Below are 24220 nucleotides of genomic sequence, written 5' to 3'. Positions count from 1 at the left end.
AACAAGGATGTGACATGGGCACCGACGTGCTGGTGATTGGTGGCGGCAATGCCGCCTTGTGCGCGGCCCTGATGGCCGCCGAAGCGGGCGCCAGCGTGACGCTGCTCGAAGCCGCACCGCGCGAGTGGCGCGGTGGCAATTCGGGCCACACCCGCAACCTGCGCTGCATGCACGATGCCCCGCAAGACGTGCTGGTCGAGGCCTACCCCGAAGAAGAATTCTGGCAAGACCTGCTCAAGGTCACCGGCGGCATCACCAATGAAAAATTGGCCCGCCTGACCATCCGCGCGTCGAGCACCTGCCGCGATTGGATGCGACAACACGGTGTGCACTTTCAGCCGCCGCTGTCGGGCGCGCTGCATGTGGCCCGCACCAACGCCTTCTTCATGGGCGGGGGCAAGGCCTTGGTCAACGCTTACTACCGCAGCGCCGAAAAACTCGGCGTGCAAATCCGCTACAACGCACCTGTGGAGCGGCTCGAAATCGAGAACGGCCGCTTCGTGGCCGCCTGGGTCGGCAACGAACGCCTCACCGCCAAAACCTGTGTGCTGGCCGCCGGGGGCTTTGAGTCCAACCGCGAGTGGCTACGCGAAGCCTGGGGCCAGAACGAGCGGGGCGAGTGGCCTGCCGACAACTTTTTGATCCGCGGCACCCGCTACAACCAAGGCGTGCTGCTCAAACACATGCTGGCCCAAGGCGCTGACCCGATTGGCGACGCGACACAGGCGCACATGGTGGCGATCGACGCCCGCGCGCCGCTCTACGACGGCGGCATTTGCACCCGCATCGACTGCGTGTCGCTGGGCGTGGTGGTCAACACCGAGGCCCAGCGTTTTTACGACGAAGGCGAAGACTTCTGGCCCAAGCGCTACGCCATCTGGGGCCGCTTGGTCGCCCAACAACCCGGTCAAACGGCTTACTCGATCATCGACAGCAAGGCCATTGGCCGCTTCATGCCCCCGGTGTTCGATGGCGTCAAAGCCGACACTTTGCCCGAATTGGCCCAAAAAATCGGGTTGGATGTGGACACCTTCATGCAAACTTTGAACAGCTACAACGCGGCTTGCCGCATGGGCACTTTTGACCACACCACGCTGGACGACTGCCACACCGAAGGCGTGACGCCAGCCAAAACCCACTGGGCCCGCACCATCGATACCGGACCCTTTTACGCCTACGCCGTGCGGCCCGGCGTGACTTTCACTTACCTGGGCCTCGAGACCGACGACACCGCAGCCGTGCGCTTTGGCGGCGTGCCCAGCGACAACCTGTTCGTGGCGGGCGAGATGATGGCGGGCAATGTGCTGGGCAAGGGCTACACCGCAGGCGTGGGCATGTCGATCGGCACCGCCTTTGGCCGCATCGCGGGCACGCAAGCGGCCCAGGCTGCACTCCGTCAAGGAGCACAAGCATGAGCACGCTGCAACAGCTCACACAAGAAGCCAAGGCGCTGGCCAACGGCCAATGGGCCCCCACCGAAGCCGAGAGCGAAGCTGCTCGGCAGCTGCAGATCTGCAACGCCTGTCGCTATTGCGAAGGCTTTTGTGCCGTCTTCCCTGCCATGACGCGCCGCCTGTCTTTTGCGCACGCCGATCTGCATTTCATGGCCAACCTGTGCCACAACTGCGGGGCCTGTCTGCACGCCTGCCAATACGCGCCACCGCACGATTTTGGCGTGAACATCCCACAAGCCATGGCCAAGTTGCGGGTGCAAACCTATGCGGACTACGCCTGGCCTGCGCCTCTGGGTCAGCTCTACAAACGCAATGGCCTGGTACTCAGTCTGGCTTTGGCGGCGGGCCTGGCTTTGTTCCTGTGGCTGGCACAGCAAAGCGCATCAGCAGGGCCTGCCGAGAATTTCTACGGCATCTTCCCTCACAACTTGTTGGTCAGTCTGTTCGCCCCGATCTTCTTGTGGGCCGTGCTGGCCCTGGCCATGGGCGTGAGGCGCTTTTGGCGTGAGATCACACCCGCCACCAGCGGCGCGGCCGTCACCGCGCCAGCCGCGGCCGAAGCGGCGCACGACGCACTGCGCCTGAAGTACCTTGACGGTGGCCATGGCGAAGGCTGCAACAACGCCGACGACGAATTCACGCTGTCTCGCAAACGCGCACACCACCTGACCTTTTACGGCTTCATGCTGTGCTTTGCCGCCACCAGCGTGGCCACGCTTTACCACTACGTGCTGAATCTGCCCGCACCTTACGACCTGCCCAGCTTGCCCAAGGTTTTGGGTGTGATCGGTGGCGTGAGTCTGCTTGTGGGCAGCGCAGGCCTGTTCAAGCTCAACTTGCAACGCCACCCCTTGCAAGGCGACGCCGCGCAAAAGCCAATGGACCTGGGCTTCATCGCGCTGCTGTTTGTCATCAGCCTCTCGGGCCTGGGCTTGTGGCTGGCACGCGGCCACAGCAGCATGCCCACTTGGCTGGTGGTGCACTTGGGCGCGGTGATGGCCCTGTTTGCCACGCTGCCTTACAACAAATTCGCGCACGGCATTTTCAGAACCGCATCCCTGATCCGCCATGCCGTGGAAAAAAGACAAGCCAACCCCATCGGGCTGGGCAACGATTGAAACAGGAGACTTTGATGACATCCAAACGCACACCCCTTCGCGCCATCGCCTGCGTGGCCCTGGCCTGCGCTGGCCTGAACGCCCAAGCCCAAAGCTTTCCTCCTAAAAAGACCATCACCATGGTGGTCGGCTTTGCCGCAGGCGGCGCGGCCGACACGGGTGCCCGCATCATCGCCAAAAAGCTGGGCGAGAACATCGGTGCCTCGGTCGTGATCGACAACAAGCCCGGTGCGGGCGGCAACATTGCCCACCAATTTGCAGCACAAGGGCCTGCTGACGGCAGCGTCATTTTGTTCGGCTCGGTCGGTCCGCTCACCATCGCACCGCACATGATGAAGCTGCCCTACGACCCGGTCAAAGACCTCTCGCCCATCACCATGGGCGTGAACTTTCCCAACGTGCTGGTGGTCAACAACCAAATCGGCATCAAGACCTTTGCCGAGTTCATCGCTTACGCCAAGAAAAATCCGGGCAAGCTCGACTTCGCCTCCACCGGCGCAGGCTCGGCCTCACACCTGGCCGGTGAATTGATGAACGACATGGCGAACATCGACACCGTGCACGTGCCCTACAAAGGCGGCGCACCGGCCATGCAAGACCTGATCGGCGGCCGTGTGGCGGCTTATTACTCCACCCTTTCCACCTCCTTGCCGCACATCGAAAGCGGTAAGCTGATCCCGCTGGCCAGCACCGGCACCATGCGCCTGACTGCACTGCCCAAGATCCCGACCATCGCCGAGTCGGGCTATCCCGGTTTTTCTGCCACCAACTGGTACGCCTTTGTGGCTTCGTCCAAGGTGCCTGCACCCATGTTGGACCGCTGGAACACCGAACTGGTCAAGGTGCTCAAAAGTCCCGACGTGGTCGAGCAACTCAACAGCCACGGCCTGACACCCCAGCCCAGCACACGCGACGAGTTTGCCAAATACATGGCCAAGGAAACCGCCACCTGGGGCCGCGTGATCCGCGAACGCAAGATCACCGCCGAATAAAACAACACCACGGAGACAAGCCTTGAAATTTTTGAACACACTCACCCGCCGCAGCCTGCTCGCCAGCGCCTTGCTGGCCGTGGCATCCTTGGCAGCGCAAGCTGCCGAAATCCGCGTGGTCACCTCCGGTGCCTTCACCGAAGCCTACAAAAAACTGGTGCCCCTCTACGAAGCGGCCAGCGGCCACAAAGTCATCAGCGCTTACGGCGCCTCGATTGGCAACGCCCCGGACTCCATCCCCAGCCGCTTTGCACGGGGTGAGAAGTTTGACCTGGTGATCCTGTCCGAAGGCGGCCTGGAAGCCCTGATGAAAGACGGCAAGCTGGTGCCCGGCAGCCGCGTGGACCTGGCCCGCTCGCAAATCGGCGTGGCCGTGCGCAAAGGCACGCCCAAGCCCGACATCAGCTCTGTCGAAGCGCTCAAACAAACCCTGTTGAACGCCAAGTCGGTGGCCTACTCGGCCAGCGCCAGCGGCACGTATTTGTCCACCGAGATGTTCCCCAAGCTGGGCATTGCCGAGCAGATGCAAAAGACCGCCAAAAAGATCATGAGCGAGCGCGTGGGCGCGGTGGTGGCACGTGGTGACGCCGAGCTGGGCTTTCAGCAAGTGAGCGAGCTGATCTATTTCAAGGAACTCGACTTTGTGGGTACCTTGCCCAATGCCGTGCAGCAAACCATCTTCTTTTCGTCGGCGCTGGTGCAGGGTGCCGAGCAGCCAGAAGCGGCCATGCATCTGGTGCGCTTTTTCACGTCGCCTGCCGTGGCCGAGATCGTGAGCGGCACCGGCCTAGATCCGGCTGCCAAGCCCTGACAAAAGGCGACCTGTAGGTTGGCGGCTTGAGCCCCAACACGAGCCTGCACCGAAGCCTGCGACGTCGGCGCTGAAGCGACCGACCTGCGAGCCATGGTTTGTCGAACGCATCACCCTTGGCTGTGAATTCGGGCATGAATCCGCTGCACCGTTTTCCACACGCCCCACAGCACGATCGGAATCGACAGCCCCGCCGCCACCTCGGGGTTCAGCGGCAGGCCCAGTTTGTTCAGGGCCTTGGCACCATACAGCACCAGACTCACCACGTAGTAACTGATGGCCGCGATCGACAGACCTTCCACCGTGGACTGCAGGCGCAGCTGCAGGTCTTGCCCCCGGGTGAGCTTTTCTAGCAATTGCTGGTTTTGCGTTTCGGTAGCGATGTCCACCCGCGTGCGCAGCAAAGCACTGGCCCGTGCCACACGCTCTGACAGGGCCGTCAAGCGCTGCGATGTGGCCACCACCGTGGCCATGGCGGGTGACAAGCGCCGCTGCATGAATTCACCCACCGTTTGCGTGCCAGCCAAGGGGCGCTCGCGCAGCTCCGCGATGCGCTCACTCACCAAACGGTCATAGGCACGCGTAGCCGAAAACCGGTAACCGTGCTCGGCCGTGGCGCGCTCCACCCGGGCGGCCAGGCCCACCAGATCGTCCAGCAGCGACTGGTCACCGTCCTGCTTGTGCTCCAGCCGCGCCGTGATGTCGGCCAACTGCGCCTCAGCCTGCGACAGCACGGGCGACAGCGCCTTGGCCACCGGCAAGCCACGCAAGGCCATCAGGCGGTAGGTTTCCAGCTCCAGCACGCGCTGCGAGATGCGCCCGGCGCGCCCCTCAGACGTGTGGACAGGTGCCAGCACCAACATGCGCTCAAAACCGTCTTCGCCAATGCGGAAATGCGTCAGCAGGCACGAGTGCGATTGCCCTTCGCTGGTGTTGCCCATGCGCGAACCGATGATCGCGCCCTGACCCAGCCAAGCCTGGGCCTTGCTCAGCAAATCGGCATCTTGCATGCCCTCGGGCAACATGGCCAGCTGGATAGCGGCCATCGTTTGCCCCGGAATGCCCCGCAGCCACTCGGTCCCCACCGCCACATGAGATGCCAGTTCAGGCAAGTCAGCACCCCAGGCGGCATCTGCAGGCAAAGCCTGGACGATGGAATAACGGGTGAACTCGGTGTGCCGCTCCCACTTGACCGTGTAGCCATCACAGCGCAGACGCAAAAAGTTGCCCCCCAGCTTGTCCGAGGTCAAATCGGCATGCCCAGGCAAGCGGCACAAATGCTGCCACTCCTGTTCGCGGCTGATGCCCGCATTGAGAACCGCCACATAAACGATCAGGGCTGGCAAACGCACCCGAGCCGAAGGGCGGGCATGGATTTCGTTGTGCAATTGCCTGCGCTGTGCATCGTCCGCAGGCAAATAACGCGAAGTGATTTCGTTCATGACCCTATTTTGAACCAGCAGGTCCGCGTGCGGTCAAATCACGCGAAACGAAACATTTTCAACCACTCAGAATAAAGCAGAGCACAGTTGAGCACAGCCCGCGCATTCAAGCAGAAGGTGACTGTGCGGCACCCGGCTCAGGCACCAGCAAGCGGCCTTGCAACAGCCCTAAGGCGGTGGCCAGCAACAAGGCTGCAATCACCGCCGTGGCCCAAGCCAACCAAGCGAGTGCCAACAGCTGCGCAACGCCGTGCGCAGGCGCCAGGTGCAAAGACAGCGCAGCCGAAGCCGCCAAAGGAAAAGACATGCCCCAAAACGGCATGCCAAAGGGCTGCTCCAAGCAGCGCTTGAACACCGTCATGGACACCCCCGTGAACAACAAAGCCACCCCCCAGAGCATGTACACCAGCACATCGGGCGCACCCAACTGCGCACCTGACAGCGCCAGCACCGACGGCGGCGCGATGGTGATGAACGTGGCGGGCAGCATGCGCTGCGGCCACAGCCCTACTTTGCCAATGCGAACCAGTACCAAAGTCAATGCCACAGGCCAGAGCACGGCGGCAATGCCGTACTGCGCGGCCGCCCACACCGGGTGACCCAAGCCCACACCGGCCAAAGCGGGCAACACATTACCCACCACCGGAATGAACAAGGCCGGCGTCATGGCGGGCCAAAACTGCGTGGCCACCAAGTCAGGCTGAAACCAGCGCTGCACCACTCCCGTGGTCACCAGCAACAAGGCGGCTGAGCCCAGCATCCACGCCGCGTCCGTCCAAAAGCCGTCAAACCCATGCACCAAGGCCACCGTCGCGATCAAGACCAAGGACGAGGGCAAAGCGGCCACAAACACCTGCCGCAGGGGATGCCGCACGTCGGCCAGCAGCGCCGCCGGATACCGCAGCACCCGCCACAGCGTGGCCAACAGCAAGGCCAACAACACCCCTGCCGCCAACACCCCCACCCCCATCGAAACCTGCGCCGCACCGCCCCAGTGAGGCACGGCCCGCATCCAGGCCAAGGACAGGCCACACAGGCCCATGACCATCGCAAACCAGGCGAAGTTCAGATGCTCGATCGATGAAACAGGGCGAATATCAGTCATGGTCAGCGGCGGTCCCGAGAGGACATAAAAAAACCCGTGGGGCTGGCCACGGGTTGTCAGGCAAGCAGAGCGATCAGAACGGAATGTCGTCGTCCATGTCGTCGAAGCTGCTGGGCGCGGGCTTGGCTGCCGGTGCGGGGCGGGCGGCGGGCGCAGCCGCAGGGCGTGCAGCCGGTGCCTGACGTGGCGCGTAGCCGCCGCCGTCATCCGACGGGCCACCCATGCCTTGACGGCCGCCCAGCATCTGCATGGTTTCACCACGGATTTCGGTGGCAAATTTCTCGATGCCGTCCTTGTCGGTGTACTTGCGGGTGCGCAGGCTGCCCTCGACATAGACTTGCGAGCCTTTTTTAAGGTACTGGCCAGCGATCTCGGCCAATTTGCCAAAGAAGCTGATGCGGTGCCACTCGGTGGCTTCCTTCATTTCGCCGGTCGCTTTGTCTTTGTAGCGGTCGGTGGTGGCCACGTTGATGTTGCTCACGGCGTCGCCAGAAGGCAGATAGCGGGTTTCGGGATCGCGGCCCAGATTGCCGACGATGATGACTTTGTTGACGGATGCCATGAAAAACTCCTCGAATAGGCTGTGAATTATGCGGCCATTAGGCGGTCTGCCGAACAAACGTGGAACGCGCCGGAGCCTGCATGGGCAAGGCCACCAACCACCACACCAGCATGGCAGCGGCGCAACTGAGGAACAGCGCAGGACTGCCCCAAGACTTGACGACATGCCCTCCCAGCCAGCCACCCACAAAAAAACCCAGCGACTGCAAGGTGTTGTACACCCCCAAGGCCGTGCCGCGCACGGAACCGGGTGCCAAACGAGAGGCCAAACTCGGCTGCGTGGCTTCCAGCACGTTGAAGCCGCAGAAAAACACAAACAATAAACCTGCCAGCGTGGCCAAACGCGGCGTGCCCGAGGCCTGCAGCAAAAAGCCCAGCTGCACCAGCGCGATCAAGGCGATGGCCACCAAAAACACTTTCTTAAGGTGCCCGCGCCGCTCCAGGGCAAAGGTACCGCCCATCACGACAAATGAGCCCAAGACCGCAGGCAGGTAAATCTGCCAATGATGGTCCTTGCTCAGACCCGCCTGCACCAGCAAAGCCGGTACCGCCACCCACATGGCCAGCTGCACCGCATGCAAGACAAATACGCCCAGATTCAGGCGCAACAAACCGGCGTGACTCAAAACATCTTTCAATCGCCCATGCACAGGCCCGGCCACCATGGGCGGCGCAGGGGGCGCACCCCAAACCACCACCGTCACCCCCAGCAAAGCCAAAGTGCCCGTCACCACAAACATGCCCGATAAGCCAATGGCGCCAGCCATCAAAGGTGCCAAGACCAAAGACAAGGCGAACATCAGGCCAATGCTGGCACCCACCAAAGCCATGGCCTTGGTGCGCACTTCGTCGCGGGTCAGGTCGGCCAGCAAGGCCGTCACGGCGGCCGATACGGCACCAGCGCCCTGGATGCTGCGGCCGATCAACAGGCCGGTCAGGTCGGTGGCCGCTGCCGCCCAGAAACTGCCCAGCGCAAAAATCAGCAAGCCCAGCACGATCACGCGCTTGCGGCCAAAGCGGTCCGACGCCATGCCAAACGGCAGCTGCAGCAGGCCCTGGGTCAGGCCATAAATGCCCATGGCCAATCCAAGCAAGGCCGGGTCCTCTCCACCGGGGTACTTGCGCGCCTCCAAGGCGAACACGGGCAGCACCAGAAACAAACCCAACATGCGCAGGGCAAAGATCGAAGCCAGCGATGCGCTGGCGCGGCGCTCCAGAGGCGTCATGGCCGTAGCGGCCACCGGGGCCGCATCAGAAGCAGGATTGGAGAGGGTCACGCGAACAAGCCCAGCGGGTCGAAAAATGCCATTGTCACTGATTACAAACTCAACGCTGAAGGCGTTTGATCACGCCGGTACCTTGACGCTAACAAAATTAACCTTCAATCAGATCTAAAATATTCATTTTAATAAATTTGAGAATTCCAAAGATGGCAAAGATTGGGTTGTGGACGATGACAGCCGGGACATTGCTCCTGGCACTGCTGGGGTGCGGAGGCGGAGGCTGGAGTGGCGGCGATCCCGTCACAAGCATCACCGCGACGAATTTCAAATATGGGCAAATGGCCACACTGACCCTCACGGGCAATGCCTTGGACAACGCGATCAAACTGTCCAGTGACAAATGCGCTTACGTGACATTGGGGGCCATTGAGTCCTCTTCCGTGCGGCATGCCACCTGCATCGTGGCCGCAGCGGGTCCGATTCAATTCACCGTCAAAAGCAGCGCAGACTACGTTGTTTACAACACCACGCTGAACTCGCCGGATCCCGTGACCTCCATCACCGCCAACAACCTTCAATTTGGCGCGCAGGCCACATTGACGCTCGCTGGAGACCCCCAAAATTCAGCCATCCAGCTGAAGTCCGATAAGTGCATCAACATCGTGCTTGACCCCGTCAGCACAGCGGCCACTCGAACAGCCAAATGCACCCTGGTCGGCGCAGGCCCTGTCGGTTTCAGCATCACCAGTCTGTCTGGGGCGACAAACCTCTTTCAGACCAGCATCACAGCCACAGAGCCGACATCCGTCCAAATTTACAACACCAAATACGGTCAAACCACCACCGTGGTTTATCCCACATTGGGTCAAAACGCCAACTTGAGTTTGGTGGCCACAGGCTGCACAGAATTGACGATGGATGCGGGCACGTACCCCAGCGTGAGGACAGCCACTTGCAAAGTGTCCAGCGTTGGCAACCTCAGCTTCGACGTGAAAAATCTGAGCACCAATGCCATCGAACAAACCATCACTGCCGCTGTGAGCAACCCCCAAGTCACCTTCAAAACATCTTTGGGTGATTTTGTGATGGAACTGAACCCGACAGCTGCGCCCAAGACGGTGAACAACTTCTTGTCTTATGTGAACCAGAGCCCTTCGTTTTACAACGGGACCATATTCCACCGGCTTGAACCAACAGGCAATTACGTCATCCAAGGCGGTGGATTCACACCTGGACCTAACCTTAAACCCCCCACAATTCCAGCAATCGAGCTAGAAACATCCAGCACCAGCCCGAAAAACCTGAGATACACCGTTGGCATGGCCCGGACAAACGTCGTCAACTCCGCCACCTCACAGTTCTACGTTAACCTGCATGACAACTCCGGGTTTGACTACCAAAACGCTAACTCACCCGGCTATGCCGTTTTCGGCAAAGTCATCTCTGGCATGGACGTGATCGACTTGATGGCCACAAAACCAACCACCACAAAAAACGGTTACAGCAACGTCCCTGTCACCGACATCACCATACTGTCCGCCACCCAAACCCAGTAAACCCCAAGCCCATCGGACTTGAGCAGTCGGAACAAAACCCACCATCCTTGATAATGGTGGGTTTTGTTTTTGTGGCTCCACCTTGAACTCTGATCGCCAAGACACCTATCTGGCTGCGGCCTTGCGGCAAACGCACATCAGCGTGCGGGGTGCACGCACGCACAACCTGAAGAACATCGACCTCGACATTCCGCGCAACCAGCTGGTGGTGATCACCGGGCTGTCGGGCTCGGGCAAGTCGAGCCTGGCCTTTGACACGCTGTACGCCGAAGGCCAGCGCCGCTACGTGGAAAGCTTGTCGGCCTATGCACGGCAGTTTTTGCAGCTCATGGACAAGCCCGATGTGGACCTGATCGAAGGCTTGTCGCCCGCCATCTCCATCGAGCAAAAAGCCACCAGCCACAACCCCCGCTCCACCGTGGGCACGGTGACCGAGATCCACGACTACCTGCGTTTGTTGTACGCCCGTGCGGGCACGCCGTATTGCCCCGACCACGAGCTGCCCCTGCAGGCGCAGACCGTGAGCCAGATGGTGGACGCCGTGTTGGCCCTGCCCGAAGACACCAAGCTGATGATCATTGCGCCCATTGCCCGCGAGAAAAAAGGCGAGTTCGAGAAGGTGTTTGAGCAGATGCAAGCGCTGGGCTATGTGCGCTTTCGCATCAACGGCCAGACGGTGGAAGTGGAAGACCTGCCCACGCTCAAGAAGACCGAGAAGCACAACATCGACGTGGTGGTGGACCGCATCAAAGTCCGGTCAGAAGAAGATGCGAAGGCCAGAGACGCCCTGCGCCAGCGCCTGGCCGAAAGCTTTGAAGCCGCATTGCACCTGGCCGAACACCGCGCCGTGGCGCTGGAGATGGACACCGGCAAAGAACACCTGTTCAACGCCAAGTTTTCCTGCCCGGTGTGCACCTACTCCATCAGCGAGCTGGAGCCGCGCTTGTTCTCCTTCAACTCGCCCATGGGCGCATGCCCGACTTGCGACGGCATTGGCAGCATGGCGTTTTTTGACCCAGAGCGGGTGGTGGCCTTTCCTTCGCTCAGTTTGGCCAGTGGGGCCATCAAGGGCTGGGACCGGCGCAACGGCTTTTACTTCAGCATGCTCGAAAGCCTGGCCAAGCATTACCAATTCGACATCGAAACCCCGTTCGAGAAACTCGCGCCCATCCATCAACAGGTGTTGCTGCAAGGCTCGGGGCTGGAAGAAATCAAGTTCAGCTACACGATGGAGTCAGGGGCTTCGCAGGGCAAAAAGGTCAGCAAGAAGCACCCCTTTGAAGGGATCATCCCCAACATGACGCGGCGCTACCGCGAGACCGACTCGGCCGTGGTGCGCGAAGACCTGGCCCGCTACCGCAACATGCAGGCCTGCACCAGTTGCCACGGCACCCGCTTGCGCCGTGAGGCCCGCCATGTGCGCATTGGCGAAGGCGCACAAGCCCGCGCCATTTACGAGATCAGCCACATCACCCTGGGCGAATCGCAGCAGTATTTTCAGGGCCTGACCATGCACGGGGCCAAGGCCGACATCGCCGACAAGGTGGTGCGCGAAATTGCGCTGCGCCTGAAGTTTTTGAACGACGTGGGCCTCAATTATTTGAGCCTGGACCGCAGCGCCGACACCCTCTCGGGCGGTGAATCCCAACGCATCCGCTTGGCCAGTCAAATTGGCTCTGGGCTCACAGGCGTGATGTATGTGCTCGACGAGCCCAGCATCGGATTGCACCAGCGCGACAACGACCGCCTGATCGGCACCTTGCAACACCTGCGCGACATCGGCAACAGCGTGCTGGTGGTCGAGCACGACGAAGACATGATCCGCGTGGCCGACCATGTGATCGACATGGGGCCGGGCGCGGGCGTGCACGGTGGGCGCGTGATGGCGCAAGGCACTTGCGCCGACATCTTGGCCGCGCCCGATTCGGTCACCGGCCAGTACATGTCGGGCCGCAAAAAGATCGAAATCCCCAAGCGCCACAAAGCGGGCAAGGACTTCATCGAGATCCTTGGGGCCAGCGGCAACAACCTGAAAAACGTGAACGTGAAATTCCCCGTGGGTCTGCTGACTTGCGTGACCGGCGTGTCGGGCTCGGGCAAATCCACCTTGGTCAACGACACGCTCTACACCGCTGCCGCGCACCAGATCCACCGCGCGCATGACGAAGCCGCCGCGCACGAAGCCATCTTGGGTCTGGAGCATTTCGACAAGGTCATCAACGTGGACCAGTCGCCCATTGGCCGCACGCCACGCAGCAACCCAGCCACCTACACGGGCCTGTTCACCCACATCCGCGAGTTGATGGCCGAAGTGCCCGCCGCCCGCGAGCGCGGCTACGGCCCGGGGCGTTTCAGCTTCAACGTGACCGGCGGCCGCTGCGAAGCCTGCCAGGGCGATGGCATGGTGAAGGTGGAGATGCACTTTTTGCCCGACGTGTACGTGCCCTGCGACGTGTGCCACGGCATGCGCTACAACCGCGAAACGCTCGAAGTGCAATACAAGGGCCAGAACATCGCGCAGATCCTGAACATGACGGTCGAAGCCGCGCACCAGTTCTTCAGCGCCGTGCCCAACATCGCCCGCAAGCTGCAAACCCTGCTCGACGTGGGCCTGACCTACATCCGCCTAGGCCAGAGTGCCACGACCTTGTCAGGCGGCGAGGCGCAACGCGTGAAGCTCGCGTTGGAACTGTCCAAACGCGACACGGGCCGCACGCTCTACATCTTGGACGAGCCCACCACCGGCCTGCACTTTGCCGACATCGACCTGCTGCTCAAAGTGCTGCACCAGCTGCGCGACGCGGGCAACACCATCGTCATCATCGAACACAACCTCGACGTGATCAAAACCGCCGACTGGCTGATCGACATGGGGCCGGAAGGTGGTGCGGGTGGCGGCACGGTACTGGGCGAAGGCACGCCAGAGCAATTGGCTAAAAACAAGGCCAGCTTCACGGGCCACTACTTGGCTCGTCTGCTTGATTGATTCGGTGCCATGATGTTGAATTTTTCATGCGAATGACCATCATGCCGCTGCCCTCATGCCTGTAGGAGCCCACCCCTGTGGGCGATGGTTTGCAGGGCGATGATGTTGAGTCCGTGTGCCATGCCCATCGCCCACGGGGTGGGCTCCTACCCCAAGCCACGCACCGTGCTTTTCGTTCAAGACATCAAAGGGCCGAACCAATGAGCGCGCTGCGTGGCACCCCCCTCAACTTCTTCATTCAACCCATTTGGAATTTCGACCCTTTATGAAAACCGTCATCCGTGCTTTCTTCAGAACCCTGCGCATCGTGCTGGGCCCCGTCATGCTGCTCAAAGAGCGCCTGACCCACCCAACAGGCGTCAAGCGCGCACCCGAGGCACAAGCCAGCGTCAACCAACAGTGCCAAAGCCTGGCGCTGTACCAGTTCAGCACCTGCCCGTTTTGCATCAAGGTGCGCCAAGAAATGCGCCGCCTGTCACTGCCGATTGAAAAGCGCGACGCGCAACACAATGCGGCCAACCGCGAACAACTTCAGCAAGGCAGCGGCGCAACCCAAGTACCGTGCCTGCAAATCACCGAACCCAACGGCCAAACCCGCTGGCTGCAAGATTCGGCCGCGATCGTGGCTTATCTGCGCGAGCGCTTTGCGGCACCTGCCGCATAAGGACCGGCACGCCTTGTGCACGCGGGCCAACCACGGTGGCGGGTTGGCTCCCATCAGAAATGCGATCACTTGATGCGCGTCAAGAAATGCCCATGCACATTTCGCTTGGCGTTCATATTTCCCTTGCACAATGGCGTTTTCAGGGAACAAAAAATGACCACGCCACGCACCCATTACGACATCTTGAGCCGCACACTCCATTGGCTCACGGCCATTGCGGTCATCGCCGCCTTCATCCTCGGGCCGGAGCACTTTGGCCGCGAAATACGCCAAGGGCTGGACCCCGCCGCGCGCCTGGACATCGTGGTGCACGAATCGCTGGGCGTGCTGGTGATGACGCTGACCTTGCTGCGCCTGCTGTGGGTGGCCGTGCGCCCCGCCAAACCCCAATTTGACATGCCCGGCTGGATGCACCTGGCCTCCAAAGCCACGCACGGCTTGCTCTGGCTGATGTTGCTGGCCGTGCCCGCCAGTGCCCTGCTGGCGCTGGGCAGCGAAGGCCACCCGCTCACCCTGTTGGGGGGCATCCGCGTGAACGACATGCCCTTCATTGCCAACTCCCCCTTGGCGAAGCTGGCCGATTGGGGTGACGTTCACGGTCTGCTGGGCGACATGGTTCTTTGGCTGTCGGGCCTGCATGCGATCGCAGCCATCGGCCACCACTTTGTGCTCAAAGACGGCGTCTTGCGCTCCATGCTGCCGCGCGGCTGATCACACTTGGACACATGGAAACCGAACTCAAGCTCACACTTGAAGCTGCCGACCTGCCCCGCCTGCTGGCCCACCCACTGCTGGCCGACGCGGGCAGCACACAGCGCCTGCTCAACACCTATTTCGACACGCCCGAGCTGGCCCTGCAGCAGCGCCGGATGGCCGTGCGCGAAAGGCTGGCGGGCACGCAGTGGCTGCTGACGGTGAAGACGGCCGGGCAAAGCGAAAAGGGTCTGTCGCGCAGACAAGAGTGGGAAGGTCCGACCACGCCGGGCGCATTGAAGTTCGATGCGTTGGTGGACGACGCCGCGCTGGCGCAAGATCTGATGACCCTGCGCCCGCATTTGCAGGCTCTGTTTTGCACCGACTTTGAACGCCAGCGCTGGGTGATTGCGCACGGGGGCGCGCAGATCGAAGTCGCGTTGGACCAAGGCCGCATCCACGTGCCCGGCACCGATTTGACTGAGCCGCTGCTGGAGCTGGAACTTGAGCTGCTGAGCGGCCCCGAGTCCGCGCTGATGGCCTTGGCCGAGGTGCTGCGCCAGACACCACAAGGCCCTTTGACGCTCACGCCCAGCAACGCGAGCAAGGCACAAAGGGGGATGGCGCTTTGGCGGAGGCCACGCTGACTGGCCTGCGCGTTCGTAAAAAAACTTATCCGGCTTGTACCACCGTCAGCAAAGTCTGACCGTTGGCCACCAGCTTCTCGCCCTCTGCGTCCACCGCGAACAAATCACAGCTGGTGATTGTGTTCAGCAATGACTTTGTCGATGTCGGCCACACGCTGGTGGATGGCTCCGATCATTTCCTGGGGCGACAACTTGCCCGCTTTGAAACGCGGCAAATACTCGGCAATGAATGACAACGAAAAACCCATCTCGCGGGACATGGCGATGAAGACCACATGCCTGACGGTTTTCTCGTCGTACTCGCGGTAGCCATTGGGCATCCTCTGGCTTTCAATGAGCCCGTCGGCCTCGGACCGCCGCAAGCGATGGACCGACACCTGGGTCTTGGCTGCAAGTTCTGAAATGCGCATGGATTCAGTCTAGCAACGCTCGCACAGCGCGAAGGTTCAAGCCTTTGACGCATGGGCGACAAGCCAAGGATGCGCCTGCGCCGCAGGTGATACCCCGATGCGCGATGCTGGTGTACAAAACACGCTTACTCTGGAGCACCCCATGACACCACACCCCGCTTTGCCCCACGCCCAACCCTCTGACGTGGGCCTGTGCCCCGACCGCACGCAACGATTGATGGACGCGCTGCGCCGCGAAGTGGCCAGCGGCAGGCTGCCGGGCGCGGTGGCCATGGTGGCGCGCCAAGGCCAGATCGCCTTGTTCGAGGCTGTGGGTCAACAAGACCCCGCCACGGGCACGCCCATGCAGACCGACAGCATCTTCCGCATTTATTCGATGACCAAGCCAGTGGTGTCGGTGGCCGTGATGATGTTGGTCGAGCGCGGGCAGTTGCTCTTGAGCGACCCGGTCAGCCGCTGGATGCCCGAGTACAAAAACCAAAAGGTGTCCACGGCCCAAGGGCTGGAGCCGACCCGCCAAGAGGCCACGGTACAAGACCTGTTGCGCCACACGGCCGGCCTGACCTATGAATTCTTGGGTGACTCCGCTGTGCAACGCCAATACGGCGAAGTGAAAATCGCTTCGCGCGAACGCACCAACGCCGAGTTCTCGCAAACGCTGGCGGCGATGCCGCTGCAGTTCCAGCCCGGCACCGTGTGGGCCTACAGCCGCGCCACCGATGTGTTGGGTCGGCTGGTCGAGGTGGTCAGTGGGCAAAGCCTGGGGGCGTTCTTGCAAGCCGAAATCTTTGGCCCGCTGGGCATGCTGGACACCGGCTTTGCCGTGCCGCCCGAGCAGCAGCACCGCATTGCCGAGCCCTTTGCGCACGACCCCGACGGCGGTGTGCCGATGAAGGTGCTCGAACCCCGTCAAGTGCCTGCCATGGAAGGCGGCGGTGGTGGCCTGATGTCCACCGCCATGGACTACACCCGCTTCTTGCAGTGCCTGCGCAACCGGGGCGAGCTCAACGGCGTGCGCCTGCTGGGCCCGCACACGGTGGACTACATGACGGCCGACCACTTGGGCGGCATGCCGTCCGATGGCACCTTGCTGCCCCCGGGCCACGGCTTTGGCTTGGGCTTTGCCGTGCGCACCCAGCTGGGCTTGTCGCCCGTACCCGGCTCGGTGGGCCTGTATTACTGGGGCGGCATCGCGGGCACCACCTTCTTTGTGGACCCGGCTCTGGACATGTACGCGATGCTGATGATCCAGGCGCCCAACCAGCGGGACTATTACAGGCCGCTGTTTCGCGACCTGGTCTACGCCGCCTTGCTCTGAAGCCATGCGCCTCAGGCCGGTCAAAAACTTTTGCGGTATTCCAGCGGTGTGCAGCCGCGCCAGCGCCTGAAGCTGCGGCTGAAGTTGGTGTCGTCGACAAAGCCCAAGCGCTCTGCGATCGCGCTCATGGGCAGCTTGGTGTTTTTCAACAACCAGCAGGCCATCTCGCTTTTGGCCTCGTCGAGCACAGACTGGTAAGTCACCCCCTCGGCGACCAGTCGACGGATCAAGGTACGCGGTGACATGGCCAAGCGCTCAGCCGCCGCCTTGAGGCTGGGCCAGTCTTGCCGCTCGCCCGGCATCATGGTGTGCAAGCGCGAGACCAAGCTGCCGTCAATTTCGGCCAGCTCTTCTTCACAGCTGCGGCAGGCGCTGGCATAAAGCTTGGCATCGGCCGTCGGCGTGGCTTTGCGAGCAATGGCTTGCGGTACGCGCAAAGCGGTTTGCGCTTGGGCATAGTGCATTTGCATGGGCACATGCAAAGGCACTTCGCCGTTCCAATGCGCGTCAAAGTGCATGTGCGCGGCAGCCTCGTCGCCCGCCACGCCCTGGATCATCTTGAACACCGAGACCGCAGTACCGATTTCGCAAAAGGTGCGCAGGGGCCCCAGCGGCATGCGCGGCTCCAGCACCAAACGAACTTCTGAATCGTCGTCTTGACAGCGGTAATGGAAAAAACGGTTGCGCATCGACGCATACCGCGCCAGGGTGTGCATTGCATCGCCCACGGTGGGACTGGACACCACCGCATAGCCCATGGCCCCGTGGGCCGATGCCGGAATCAGGCTGCCCAAGTCGATGCCCAAATAGGGCTGCTGGGCCACGCCCAATTGCGCCAGCAAGGGCGACACGTCCAGAACAGACACCATGCGCCCCCCTTCGGGCAAACGCAGGTCCACCGCCAGGCCCATGCGTTCGGCCAGTGCGATGGCGATGCGCACATAGGCCGGGTGGATGACGCCTTCGCGCCAAGCCGCAGGGAGGGTGGGTTCATTCATGCGCAGAGATTGTCACTTAATGAAGAAATATTGTCACTTGCTGAGCTGTCCGAAAAGTGACCGCTCCAGACAATGGCAAGAACACACAAACGCTTGGTGGCATGCACCGCTAAGCCAACCAGAGAGACAACGCCATGTCATCGAATGCTTCTTCGAAAAATCCGATCTCGGTCTCGGCAGAGAAAAAAACCGAGCTGTATCGGCTAACGAACCCACCCGTGATTGCCTGGCCCACTTTGGCCATTTTGGTGTTCATCGTGGTGGGCATTGTGGGCACCGACACCTTGGCGCTGCAGGGGCATGTGCCCCTTTGGGCAGCAGCCATGTTCAATGTGCTGTTCATGTACCCCATCTTTCACGTGGCCCATGACGCCACGCACCGCAGTGCGTCATCGAATGTGCAGATCAACGACTGGATGGGCCGCATCGCCTTGCTGATGATCGCGCCGCAGGTGTCTCTCAGCACCTTCCGCTATTCGCACATGATCCACCACCGCTTCACCAATGAAGCCAAAGACCCCGACCATTACGCGCACGGCCCTTGGTGGAACATTGTTTTCCGATGGATGACCTTTGACCTGTCGTACGCGGTCTACAACTGGCGCTCTGGCGACCCACGGGGCGTGAAGACCCTCAAAGACACACTGCCGCTGGCTGCCATGACCGTCGCGGGGGTGGCAGCCTTGGTCTACTTTGGCTACGGCTGGGAGGTGGTGATGCTCTGGTTGATTCCAGCGCGCATCACGACCGCCCTGATAGGCTTTGTCTTCTTGTGGCTGCCGCACTTGGACGGCGATGAAAACGGTCAATTGCAGCACATCACCACCGCCGCATCGACCCAGAACAACCTGACCGCTGGCACCACCGTGCGCATGGGCCATGAGCCCTTGATGGACACGTTGATGCAATGGCACAACTACCACCTGATCCACCACCTGTGGCCGACCACCCCTTCTTACAACCACCGCAAAGTCTGGCAGTTGATGGAGCCCGAACTGCGCGCCCGCGATTTGCGCATCCAACACGGTTTTGCGCTCATCCCCACATTCCACCCCGGTGGCAGCACCGCCATCCGGTCACACTGAAAGGCCATCATGAAGAAATACCGCTGCGCGTATTGCGCCCATGTGTACGACGAAGCCGTGGGTGACCCAGACACGGGCGTCCCGCCTGGCACCCCGTTTGAAGACTTGCCCGAAGACTGGTGCTGCCTAGAGTGCGGTGCCATGAAATCGGACTACCACCTCATCGAAGACTGATACAAGTCTGATGACCCAGAAAAACAAGGAGACAAGTTCATGAAAAAATTTCTGAAAATCACGGGCATCCTGCTGGTTGCACTGATCGCCTTGGTGGCTGCGGCGGTGCTGTGGGCCACTTCGCGTTTGGCCAAAGACGACCCCAACATCGCCCGTCCCAGTTACAAGCAATTTGAAATGGGCCAAGGTGCTGCCGACGGCACTCCCAAGCCCAGCGATGTGGGCTATGTGGTTGACAGCGCGGGCCGTGGCCGGATCGTGCCGCCCATGCCACCCGAAAAGCCCATGGACATCCACACCGCGGCCAACCAGAAACACAACCTGAGCCTGCGCTCGTGCTTTTGGCCGGGCCCTCGAGCACGCAACGGTGTCTTCACCAACGACGCCAACTCCTTCTCGTTGGAAAACCAATTCCCCGATACGGGCACCACCTACATCCCCACAGCTTTGAAGCTGCCTGAAGGCGCCAAGCTCGTGGTGCAAGGTGATTTTCCGCACATGCGTCACTGGAACTTCAACACCTACAACCCGCGTGGCGAGCCACAAGACGCGCTCAACGATGTCGAGATCGTGCCCGATGCTGGCTCCGTCAACCCCTTCTTGCCTGGTGTTCCCCGCGACGCCCAAAACCGCCGCTACACCTTAACCATCGTGAACGGCAAGCCCGCCACACCGCGTCCGGCCAACACGCTCTACACCTTTGCCGATGCCGGCAAAGAAGTCTTCTTGTGGATGCGCAACTATGTGCCCGACCACAGCAGCGACTACCTGGGCAGTGTGGCGCTGCCCAGCGTGTCCATGGTCACAGCTGACGGAAAGCGACTGGAAGGCGATGCCGCTTGCGAAGCCAGCAACACGCCGATGCGCGGCAAGCAATTGCCCAGCTCGGTCGATGGCCGCGCCTGGGTCTTGCTGACCCACCTGCCTTGGGTGGACACGGCCAACGTGGGCGCGAAAGACGTCGAGGCACGTCCCCTGCAAGCCTTTTTCAACCGCAAGCAGGTGGTGACCGATTTGTTCTTCCCCCTGCTCACGGCCAAGCAACCGGAACAAATCGGCGGCTGGTGGAGCAACAAGGTCACGCGTTATGGCTACACCTACCTCAGCCGCAATCACGGTCAGGTTTATGTGATGACGGCCAAGATGCCGCGTACCCCCAAAAATTGGCATGGCGAAAAAGACAACCCATCTGACTACGACATGCGTTATGCCTCGGTCTGCACCGGTGGTTCCTTGACGGCTGCCAGCACGCCCGACTGCATCTATGACGAGCAACTGGCCGCCAGCGCTGACGACACGGGGCGCTATGCCTTGGTGATTTCGCGCCAGGAAGACCGCCCCAGCAACGCCAATGCCCAATGCGGTGTGGCCTGGATCGACATGGGCAATGGCGACGGCATGGTCGGTGGCTCGCCGCAATTCGCATCGCTCATCAACCGCCACACCCAGGTGCATGCGGACTTCAAGCACAGCTGGTTTGCCGTGACCCAACCGGGCACCGAAAAAGAGGCCATGGGCGAGTACCTGCCCTATGTGCTCAACCTCAAGGCCAAAGACCGCTTTGAAGCGCTGGGGTGTCCTGTCGACAAATCCAAACTCTGGGCCATGCTGCCCAAGTGACAAGAAATAGCCATCTCGATCTGTAGCATGGCTCAAACAATGGGAGACAAAAATGGACATGGATTACATCGTGATCGGTGGCGGCTCGGGCGGCAGCGTGATGGCCGGCCGACTGAGCGAGAACGCCGATGCGCAAGTGATGCTGCTGGAGGCCGGAGGCCAAGGCGACAGCTGGCTGGTCAACACCCCCGCAGCAGCGGTGGCGATGCTGCCGACCCGCATCAACAATTACGCTTTTGAAACCGTGCCGCAAGCCGGTCTGAACGGCCGCCGTGGCTACCAGCCGCGCGGCAAAGGGCTGGGCGGCTCATCGGCCATCAACGCCATGGTCTACACGCGCGGCCACCGCAGCGATTACGACCATTGGGCCGCACTGGGCAATGCGGGCTGGTCTTACGACGAGCTCTTGCCCTACTTCAAACGCAGCGAAAACAATGGCCGCATCCAAGACGAATTTCATGGCAACGATGGCCCCATGCATGTGTCTGACCTGCAGACCCACAACCCCTTTCAGCAGATCTACCTGAACGCCGCGCGTGAAGCGGGTTTCCCGATCAACGACGACTTCAACGGGGCCACGCAAGAAGGCTTAGGGGTTTACCAAGTCACGCAGCACAACGGCGAGCGCTGGAGCGCCGCGCGAGGCTACCTGCACGCGCACATGGGACAGCGCCAGAACCTGCATGTCGAAACCGGCGTTCAGGTCACGCGCATCCTGTTTGAAGGCCGCCGTGCTGTGGGTGTCGAGTGCATCCAGTCCGGCAGCAAGCGGGTGATCCGGGCGCGCCGCGAAGTGATCTTGTGCGCAGGCGCTTTGCAGTCGCCACAGTTGCTGATGGTCTCGGGCGTGGGGCCCGGTGCGCATTTGCAGCAGCACGGCATCGAGGTGCTGCACGACTTGCCCGGCGTGGGTCAAAACCTGCAAGACCACCCCGACTTCATCTTTGGCTACGCCGCCAAGAGCCTGGATCTGATGGGTATTTCGCTGGGCGGTACAGCTCATCTGGCCAAAGAGACCTTGAAATACATCCGCACACGGCAAGGCTTCATCGGCACCAACTACGCCGAAGCCGGTGGCTTCTTGAAAACAGCCCCTTCGCTGGCGGCGCCCGATGTGCAGCTGCACTTCGTGGTGGGCATGGTGGAAGACCACGCACGCAAGTTGCATGCGGCGCACGGCTATTCGTGCCACGTGTGCGTGTTGCGCCCCAAGAGCCGTGGACAAGTCACGCTGGCCCATGCCGATGCACGCCAAGCACCGCTGATCGACCCGGCCTTTTTGGCGCACGACGATGATCTGGAAACCTTGCTCAAAGGCTACAAACTCACCCAGCAACTGATGAACGCCCCCGCCTTGGCCAGCGTGCGGCACAAAGATGTGTTCACCACTGGGGTGCAGACAGACGATCAGATCCGCCACATCTTGCGCGAGCGCTCTGACACCGTGTACCACCCCATGGGCACCTGCAAGATGGGCACCGATGCCATGGCCGTGGTCAGCCCCACCCTGCAGGTGCATGGCCTCGAAGGCCTGCGCGTGGTGGACGCCTCCGTCATGCCCACCTTGATTGGCGCCAACACCAATGCCACCGTGATCGCGATGGCCGAAAAAGCCGTGGACTTGATCCGCTGAATGGCCACGGCAGACCGATATGATGGCAAGCACCTGCATTCAACACACTTGAAAACGAGAGACAACATGCCCCAAGCCGGCCTCATGATGAACCGCCCCCTGCTCATTTCGGGCATCCTCGAACACGGCGCCGCGCAGTTCGGTGACCAGGAAATCGTCTCACGCGAGACGCACGGCCCGCTGCACCGCTACAGCTATGCCGATGCGGCCAAGCGCGCACGCCAGTTGGCCAACGCGCTGGCCCAGATGGGCCTCAAGGCATGCAGCGCGGTCGGCTCCATCGCCTGGAACAACCACCGCCACCTGGAGGCGTATTACGCCGTCTCGGGCAGCGGCATGGTCATGCACACCTGCAACCCCCGCCTGCATCCACAGCAGCTGATCTATGTGATCAACCACGCCGAAGACGAAGTGGTGCTGTTTGACGCCACCTTTGCGCCGTTGGTCAAAGGCATTGCCGCGCATTGCCCCAAGGTCCGCGCCTGGGTGTGCCTGGCCGATGCGGCCAACACGCCTGCCATTGAGGGCGTGGCCAATGTGATGAACTACGAAGGCCTGATCACCGGCCACAGCGACACCTTCGACTGGCCCGAGTTGGACGAAAACACCGGCGCGGCCCTGTGCTACACCTCGGGCACCACCGGCAACCCCAAGGGCGTGCTGTACACGCACCGCGCCATCGTGATGAACGCGACCATGGCCTGCCTGCCCGATGTGTTGGGCCTGTCCACGCAAGAGACCATCTTGCCCGTGGTGCCCATGTTCCACATCAACGCCTGGTGCATCCCCTATGCCGCGCTGGTGGCGGGCACCAAGCTGGTCTTGCCTGGCCCCAAGCTCGACGGCCCGAGCCTCTACGAACTGATGGACACCGAACAGGTCACCATCAGCGCAGGCGTGCCCACCATCTGGATGGGCTTGATCCAACATGCCGAGCAAAACAACTTGCGCTTTGCCCACATGAAGCGCACCTGCGTGGGCGGCTCGGCCATGCCGATGGCGCTGATCGCCAAGTTCATGGACACCTATGGCGTGGAAGTGCGCCACGGCTGGGGCATGACCGAGACCACCGCCGTGGCCACCATGAGCAACCTGACCCGCGCCGACCTCCAAAAGCCCGCCGCCGAGCAGCACGCCATCGTGGCCAAGCAAGGCAAGACTGTTTCGGGCATCGAGATCAAAGTGGTCGATGAAAACGGCGTCACCTTGCCACGCGATGGCACCTCACAAGGCGAGCTGATGGTGCGCGGGCAGTGGATCGTGGAGCGCTACTTCAAGGCCGAACGCACCGCGCTGATCGACGGCTGGTTCCCCACCGGTGACATCGCCACCATCGATGCACACGGCACCATGCAAATCCGTGACCGCACCAAGGACGTGATCAAAACCGGCGGCGAATGGATCAGCTCGATCGACCTGGAAAACGCCGCTGTGGGTCACCCCGCTGTGGCCATGGCTGCGGTCATTGGCGTCAAGCACCCCAAGTGGGACGAGCGCCCGCTGCTGTTCATCGTCCGCAAACCGGGGCAGGCGCTGGAGAAGCAAGAGATCCTCGACTTCCTGGCCACCAAGGTCGCCAAATGGTGGGTGCCCGACGACGTGGTCTTCCTCGAATCGCTGCCCGTGGGCGGCACAGGCAAGGTTCAGAAGAACGACTTGCGCAAAGAGTACGGCGGCGTGTTCAGCTGAGTGAGAAATTTGCGGAATGCCTGATCGGCATCTGAGGAAAA

General features: G+C 61.5%; 21 protein-coding genes. 15 read left to right on the top strand and 6 right to left on the bottom strand.

The window, feature by feature from the left end:
* The first annotated feature begins 14 nt into the window (after window positions 1-14).
* Genes tcuA through B9Z52_RS14155 form a run of 4 tightly spaced genes read left to right on the top strand, consistent with a single transcriptional unit; the run spans window position 15 to window position 4375 of the window.
* Window positions 15-1415 (top strand): FAD-dependent tricarballylate dehydrogenase TcuA, encoded by a 1401-nt coding sequence (gene tcuA, locus B9Z52_RS14170; protein ID WP_108414503.1) that lies wholly within the window; start codon window positions 15-17, stop codon window positions 1413-1415.
* On the top strand, window positions 1412-2572 hold the full coding sequence (gene tcuB, locus B9Z52_RS14165; RefSeq protein ID WP_108414502.1) for a tricarballylate utilization 4Fe-4S protein TcuB: 1161 nt from the start codon (window positions 1412-1414) through the stop codon (window positions 2570-2572). Before tcuA ends, tcuB begins: the two co-directional genes overlap by 4 nt.
* 14 nt (window positions 2573-2586) lie before the next feature.
* Complete coding sequence (locus B9Z52_RS14160) at window positions 2587-3564, top strand: tripartite tricarboxylate transporter substrate binding protein (RefSeq protein ID WP_108414501.1); 978 nt, start codon at window positions 2587-2589, stop codon at window positions 3562-3564.
* Window positions 3565-3586: 22 nt separating this feature from the next.
* Window positions 3587-4375 (top strand): substrate-binding domain-containing protein, encoded by a 789-nt coding sequence (locus B9Z52_RS14155; RefSeq protein ID WP_108414500.1) that lies wholly within the window; start codon window positions 3587-3589, stop codon window positions 4373-4375.
* Window positions 4376-4485: 110 nt separating this feature from the next.
* Here the strand turns inward: B9Z52_RS14155 and B9Z52_RS14150 are convergent, their stop codons facing one another.
* From B9Z52_RS14150 to B9Z52_RS14135, 4 genes are all read right to left on the bottom strand, one after another.
* Complete coding sequence (locus B9Z52_RS14150; RefSeq protein WP_108414499.1) at window positions 4486-5817, bottom strand: DUF3422 family protein; 1332 nt, start codon at window positions 5815-5817, stop codon at window positions 4486-4488.
* A 106-nt stretch (window positions 5818-5923) separates the two neighbouring features.
* On the bottom strand, window positions 5924-6922 hold the full coding sequence (locus B9Z52_RS14145; protein ID WP_108414498.1) for a C4-dicarboxylate ABC transporter: 999 nt from the start codon (window positions 6920-6922) through the stop codon (window positions 5924-5926).
* A gap of 73 nt (window positions 6923-6995) precedes the next feature.
* A complete protein-coding gene (ssb, locus tag B9Z52_RS14140; RefSeq protein WP_108414497.1) occupies window positions 6996-7484 on the bottom strand; it encodes a single-stranded DNA-binding protein in 489 nt (162 codons plus the stop codon).
* A gap of 37 nt (window positions 7485-7521) precedes the next feature.
* Complete coding sequence (locus B9Z52_RS14135; protein ID WP_108414496.1) at window positions 7522-8709, bottom strand: MFS transporter; 1188 nt, start codon at window positions 8707-8709, stop codon at window positions 7522-7524.
* Window positions 8710-9044: 335 nt separating this feature from the next.
* Here B9Z52_RS14135 and B9Z52_RS18155 point away from each other — a divergent pair, with 335 nt between their 5' ends.
* From B9Z52_RS18155 to B9Z52_RS14110, 5 genes are all read left to right on the top strand, one after another.
* The gene (locus B9Z52_RS18155) at window positions 9045-10262 is read left to right on the top strand and encodes a peptidylprolyl isomerase (RefSeq protein WP_233251969.1); all 1218 of its coding nucleotides are present in this window, start codon (window positions 9045-9047) and stop codon (window positions 10260-10262) included.
* An 82-nt stretch (window positions 10263-10344) separates the two neighbouring features.
* Window positions 10345-13248 (top strand): excinuclease ABC subunit UvrA, encoded by a 2904-nt coding sequence (gene uvrA / locus B9Z52_RS14125; RefSeq protein ID WP_199222107.1) that lies wholly within the window; start codon window positions 10345-10347, stop codon window positions 13246-13248.
* Window positions 13249-13513: 265 nt separating this feature from the next.
* The gene (locus B9Z52_RS14120) at window positions 13514-13912 is read left to right on the top strand and encodes a glutaredoxin domain-containing protein (RefSeq protein ID WP_108414495.1); all 399 of its coding nucleotides are present in this window, start codon (window positions 13514-13516) and stop codon (window positions 13910-13912) included.
* Between the two features lie 153 nt (window positions 13913-14065).
* On the top strand, window positions 14066-14623 hold the full coding sequence (locus B9Z52_RS14115; RefSeq protein WP_108414494.1) for a cytochrome b: 558 nt from the start codon (window positions 14066-14068) through the stop codon (window positions 14621-14623).
* A gap of 14 nt (window positions 14624-14637) precedes the next feature.
* On the top strand, window positions 14638-15252 hold the full coding sequence (locus tag B9Z52_RS14110; protein WP_108414493.1) for a CYTH domain-containing protein: 615 nt from the start codon (window positions 14638-14640) through the stop codon (window positions 15250-15252).
* 104 nt (window positions 15253-15356) lie between these two features.
* Here the strand turns inward: B9Z52_RS14110 and B9Z52_RS14100 are convergent, their stop codons facing one another.
* Complete coding sequence (locus B9Z52_RS14100) at window positions 15357-15662, bottom strand: MerR family transcriptional regulator (protein WP_108414492.1); 306 nt, start codon at window positions 15660-15662, stop codon at window positions 15357-15359.
* A gap of 142 nt (window positions 15663-15804) precedes the next feature.
* On the opposite strand from B9Z52_RS14100, the gene B9Z52_RS14095 reads away from it, so the two are divergent.
* Window positions 15805-16980, top strand: coding sequence for a serine hydrolase (locus B9Z52_RS14095; RefSeq protein ID WP_108414491.1), 1176 nt, complete (start codon window positions 15805-15807; stop codon window positions 16978-16980).
* Window positions 16981-17000: 20 nt separating this feature from the next.
* On the opposite strand, the gene B9Z52_RS14090 is transcribed toward B9Z52_RS14095, so the two are convergent.
* Entirely contained in the window at window positions 17001-17978 is a 978-nt protein-coding gene (locus tag B9Z52_RS14090; RefSeq protein WP_108414490.1) for an AraC family transcriptional regulator, read from the bottom strand.
* A gap of 134 nt (window positions 17979-18112) precedes the next feature.
* On the opposite strand from B9Z52_RS14090, the gene B9Z52_RS14085 reads away from it, so the two are divergent.
* The 5 genes from B9Z52_RS14085 (at window position 18113) to B9Z52_RS14065 (ending at window position 24179) form a co-directional block, all read left to right on the top strand.
* Complete coding sequence (locus B9Z52_RS14085; RefSeq protein WP_108414489.1) at window positions 18113-19063, top strand: fatty acid desaturase; 951 nt, start codon at window positions 18113-18115, stop codon at window positions 19061-19063.
* A gap of 9 nt (window positions 19064-19072) precedes the next feature.
* Window positions 19073-19237 carry a rubredoxin gene (locus B9Z52_RS14080; protein ID WP_108414488.1) on the top strand — a complete coding sequence of 55 codons (165 nt, stop codon included), beginning with the start codon at window positions 19073-19075 and terminating at the stop codon, window positions 19235-19237.
* Window positions 19238-19276: 39 nt separating this feature from the next.
* On the top strand, window positions 19277-20857 hold the full coding sequence (locus B9Z52_RS14075; protein WP_108414487.1) for a hypothetical protein: 1581 nt from the start codon (window positions 19277-19279) through the stop codon (window positions 20855-20857).
* Between the two features lie 52 nt (window positions 20858-20909).
* Entirely contained in the window at window positions 20910-22490 is a 1581-nt protein-coding gene (locus tag B9Z52_RS14070) for a GMC family oxidoreductase (RefSeq protein WP_108414486.1), read from the top strand.
* 66 nt (window positions 22491-22556) lie between these two features.
* A complete protein-coding gene (locus B9Z52_RS14065) occupies window positions 22557-24179 on the top strand; it encodes a long-chain-fatty-acid--CoA ligase (protein ID WP_108414562.1) in 1623 nt (540 codons plus the stop codon).
* Window positions 24180-24220: the final 41 nt, after the last annotated feature.

Origin of the sequence: Limnohabitans sp. Jir72, assembly GCF_003063575.1 — a bacterium.
Lineage (GTDB): Bacteria > Pseudomonadota > Gammaproteobacteria > Burkholderiales > Burkholderiaceae_C > Limnohabitans_A.
The sequence above is the reverse complement of the archived record's forward strand: the minus strand, read 5'-3'. Positions and strand labels throughout refer to the sequence as shown.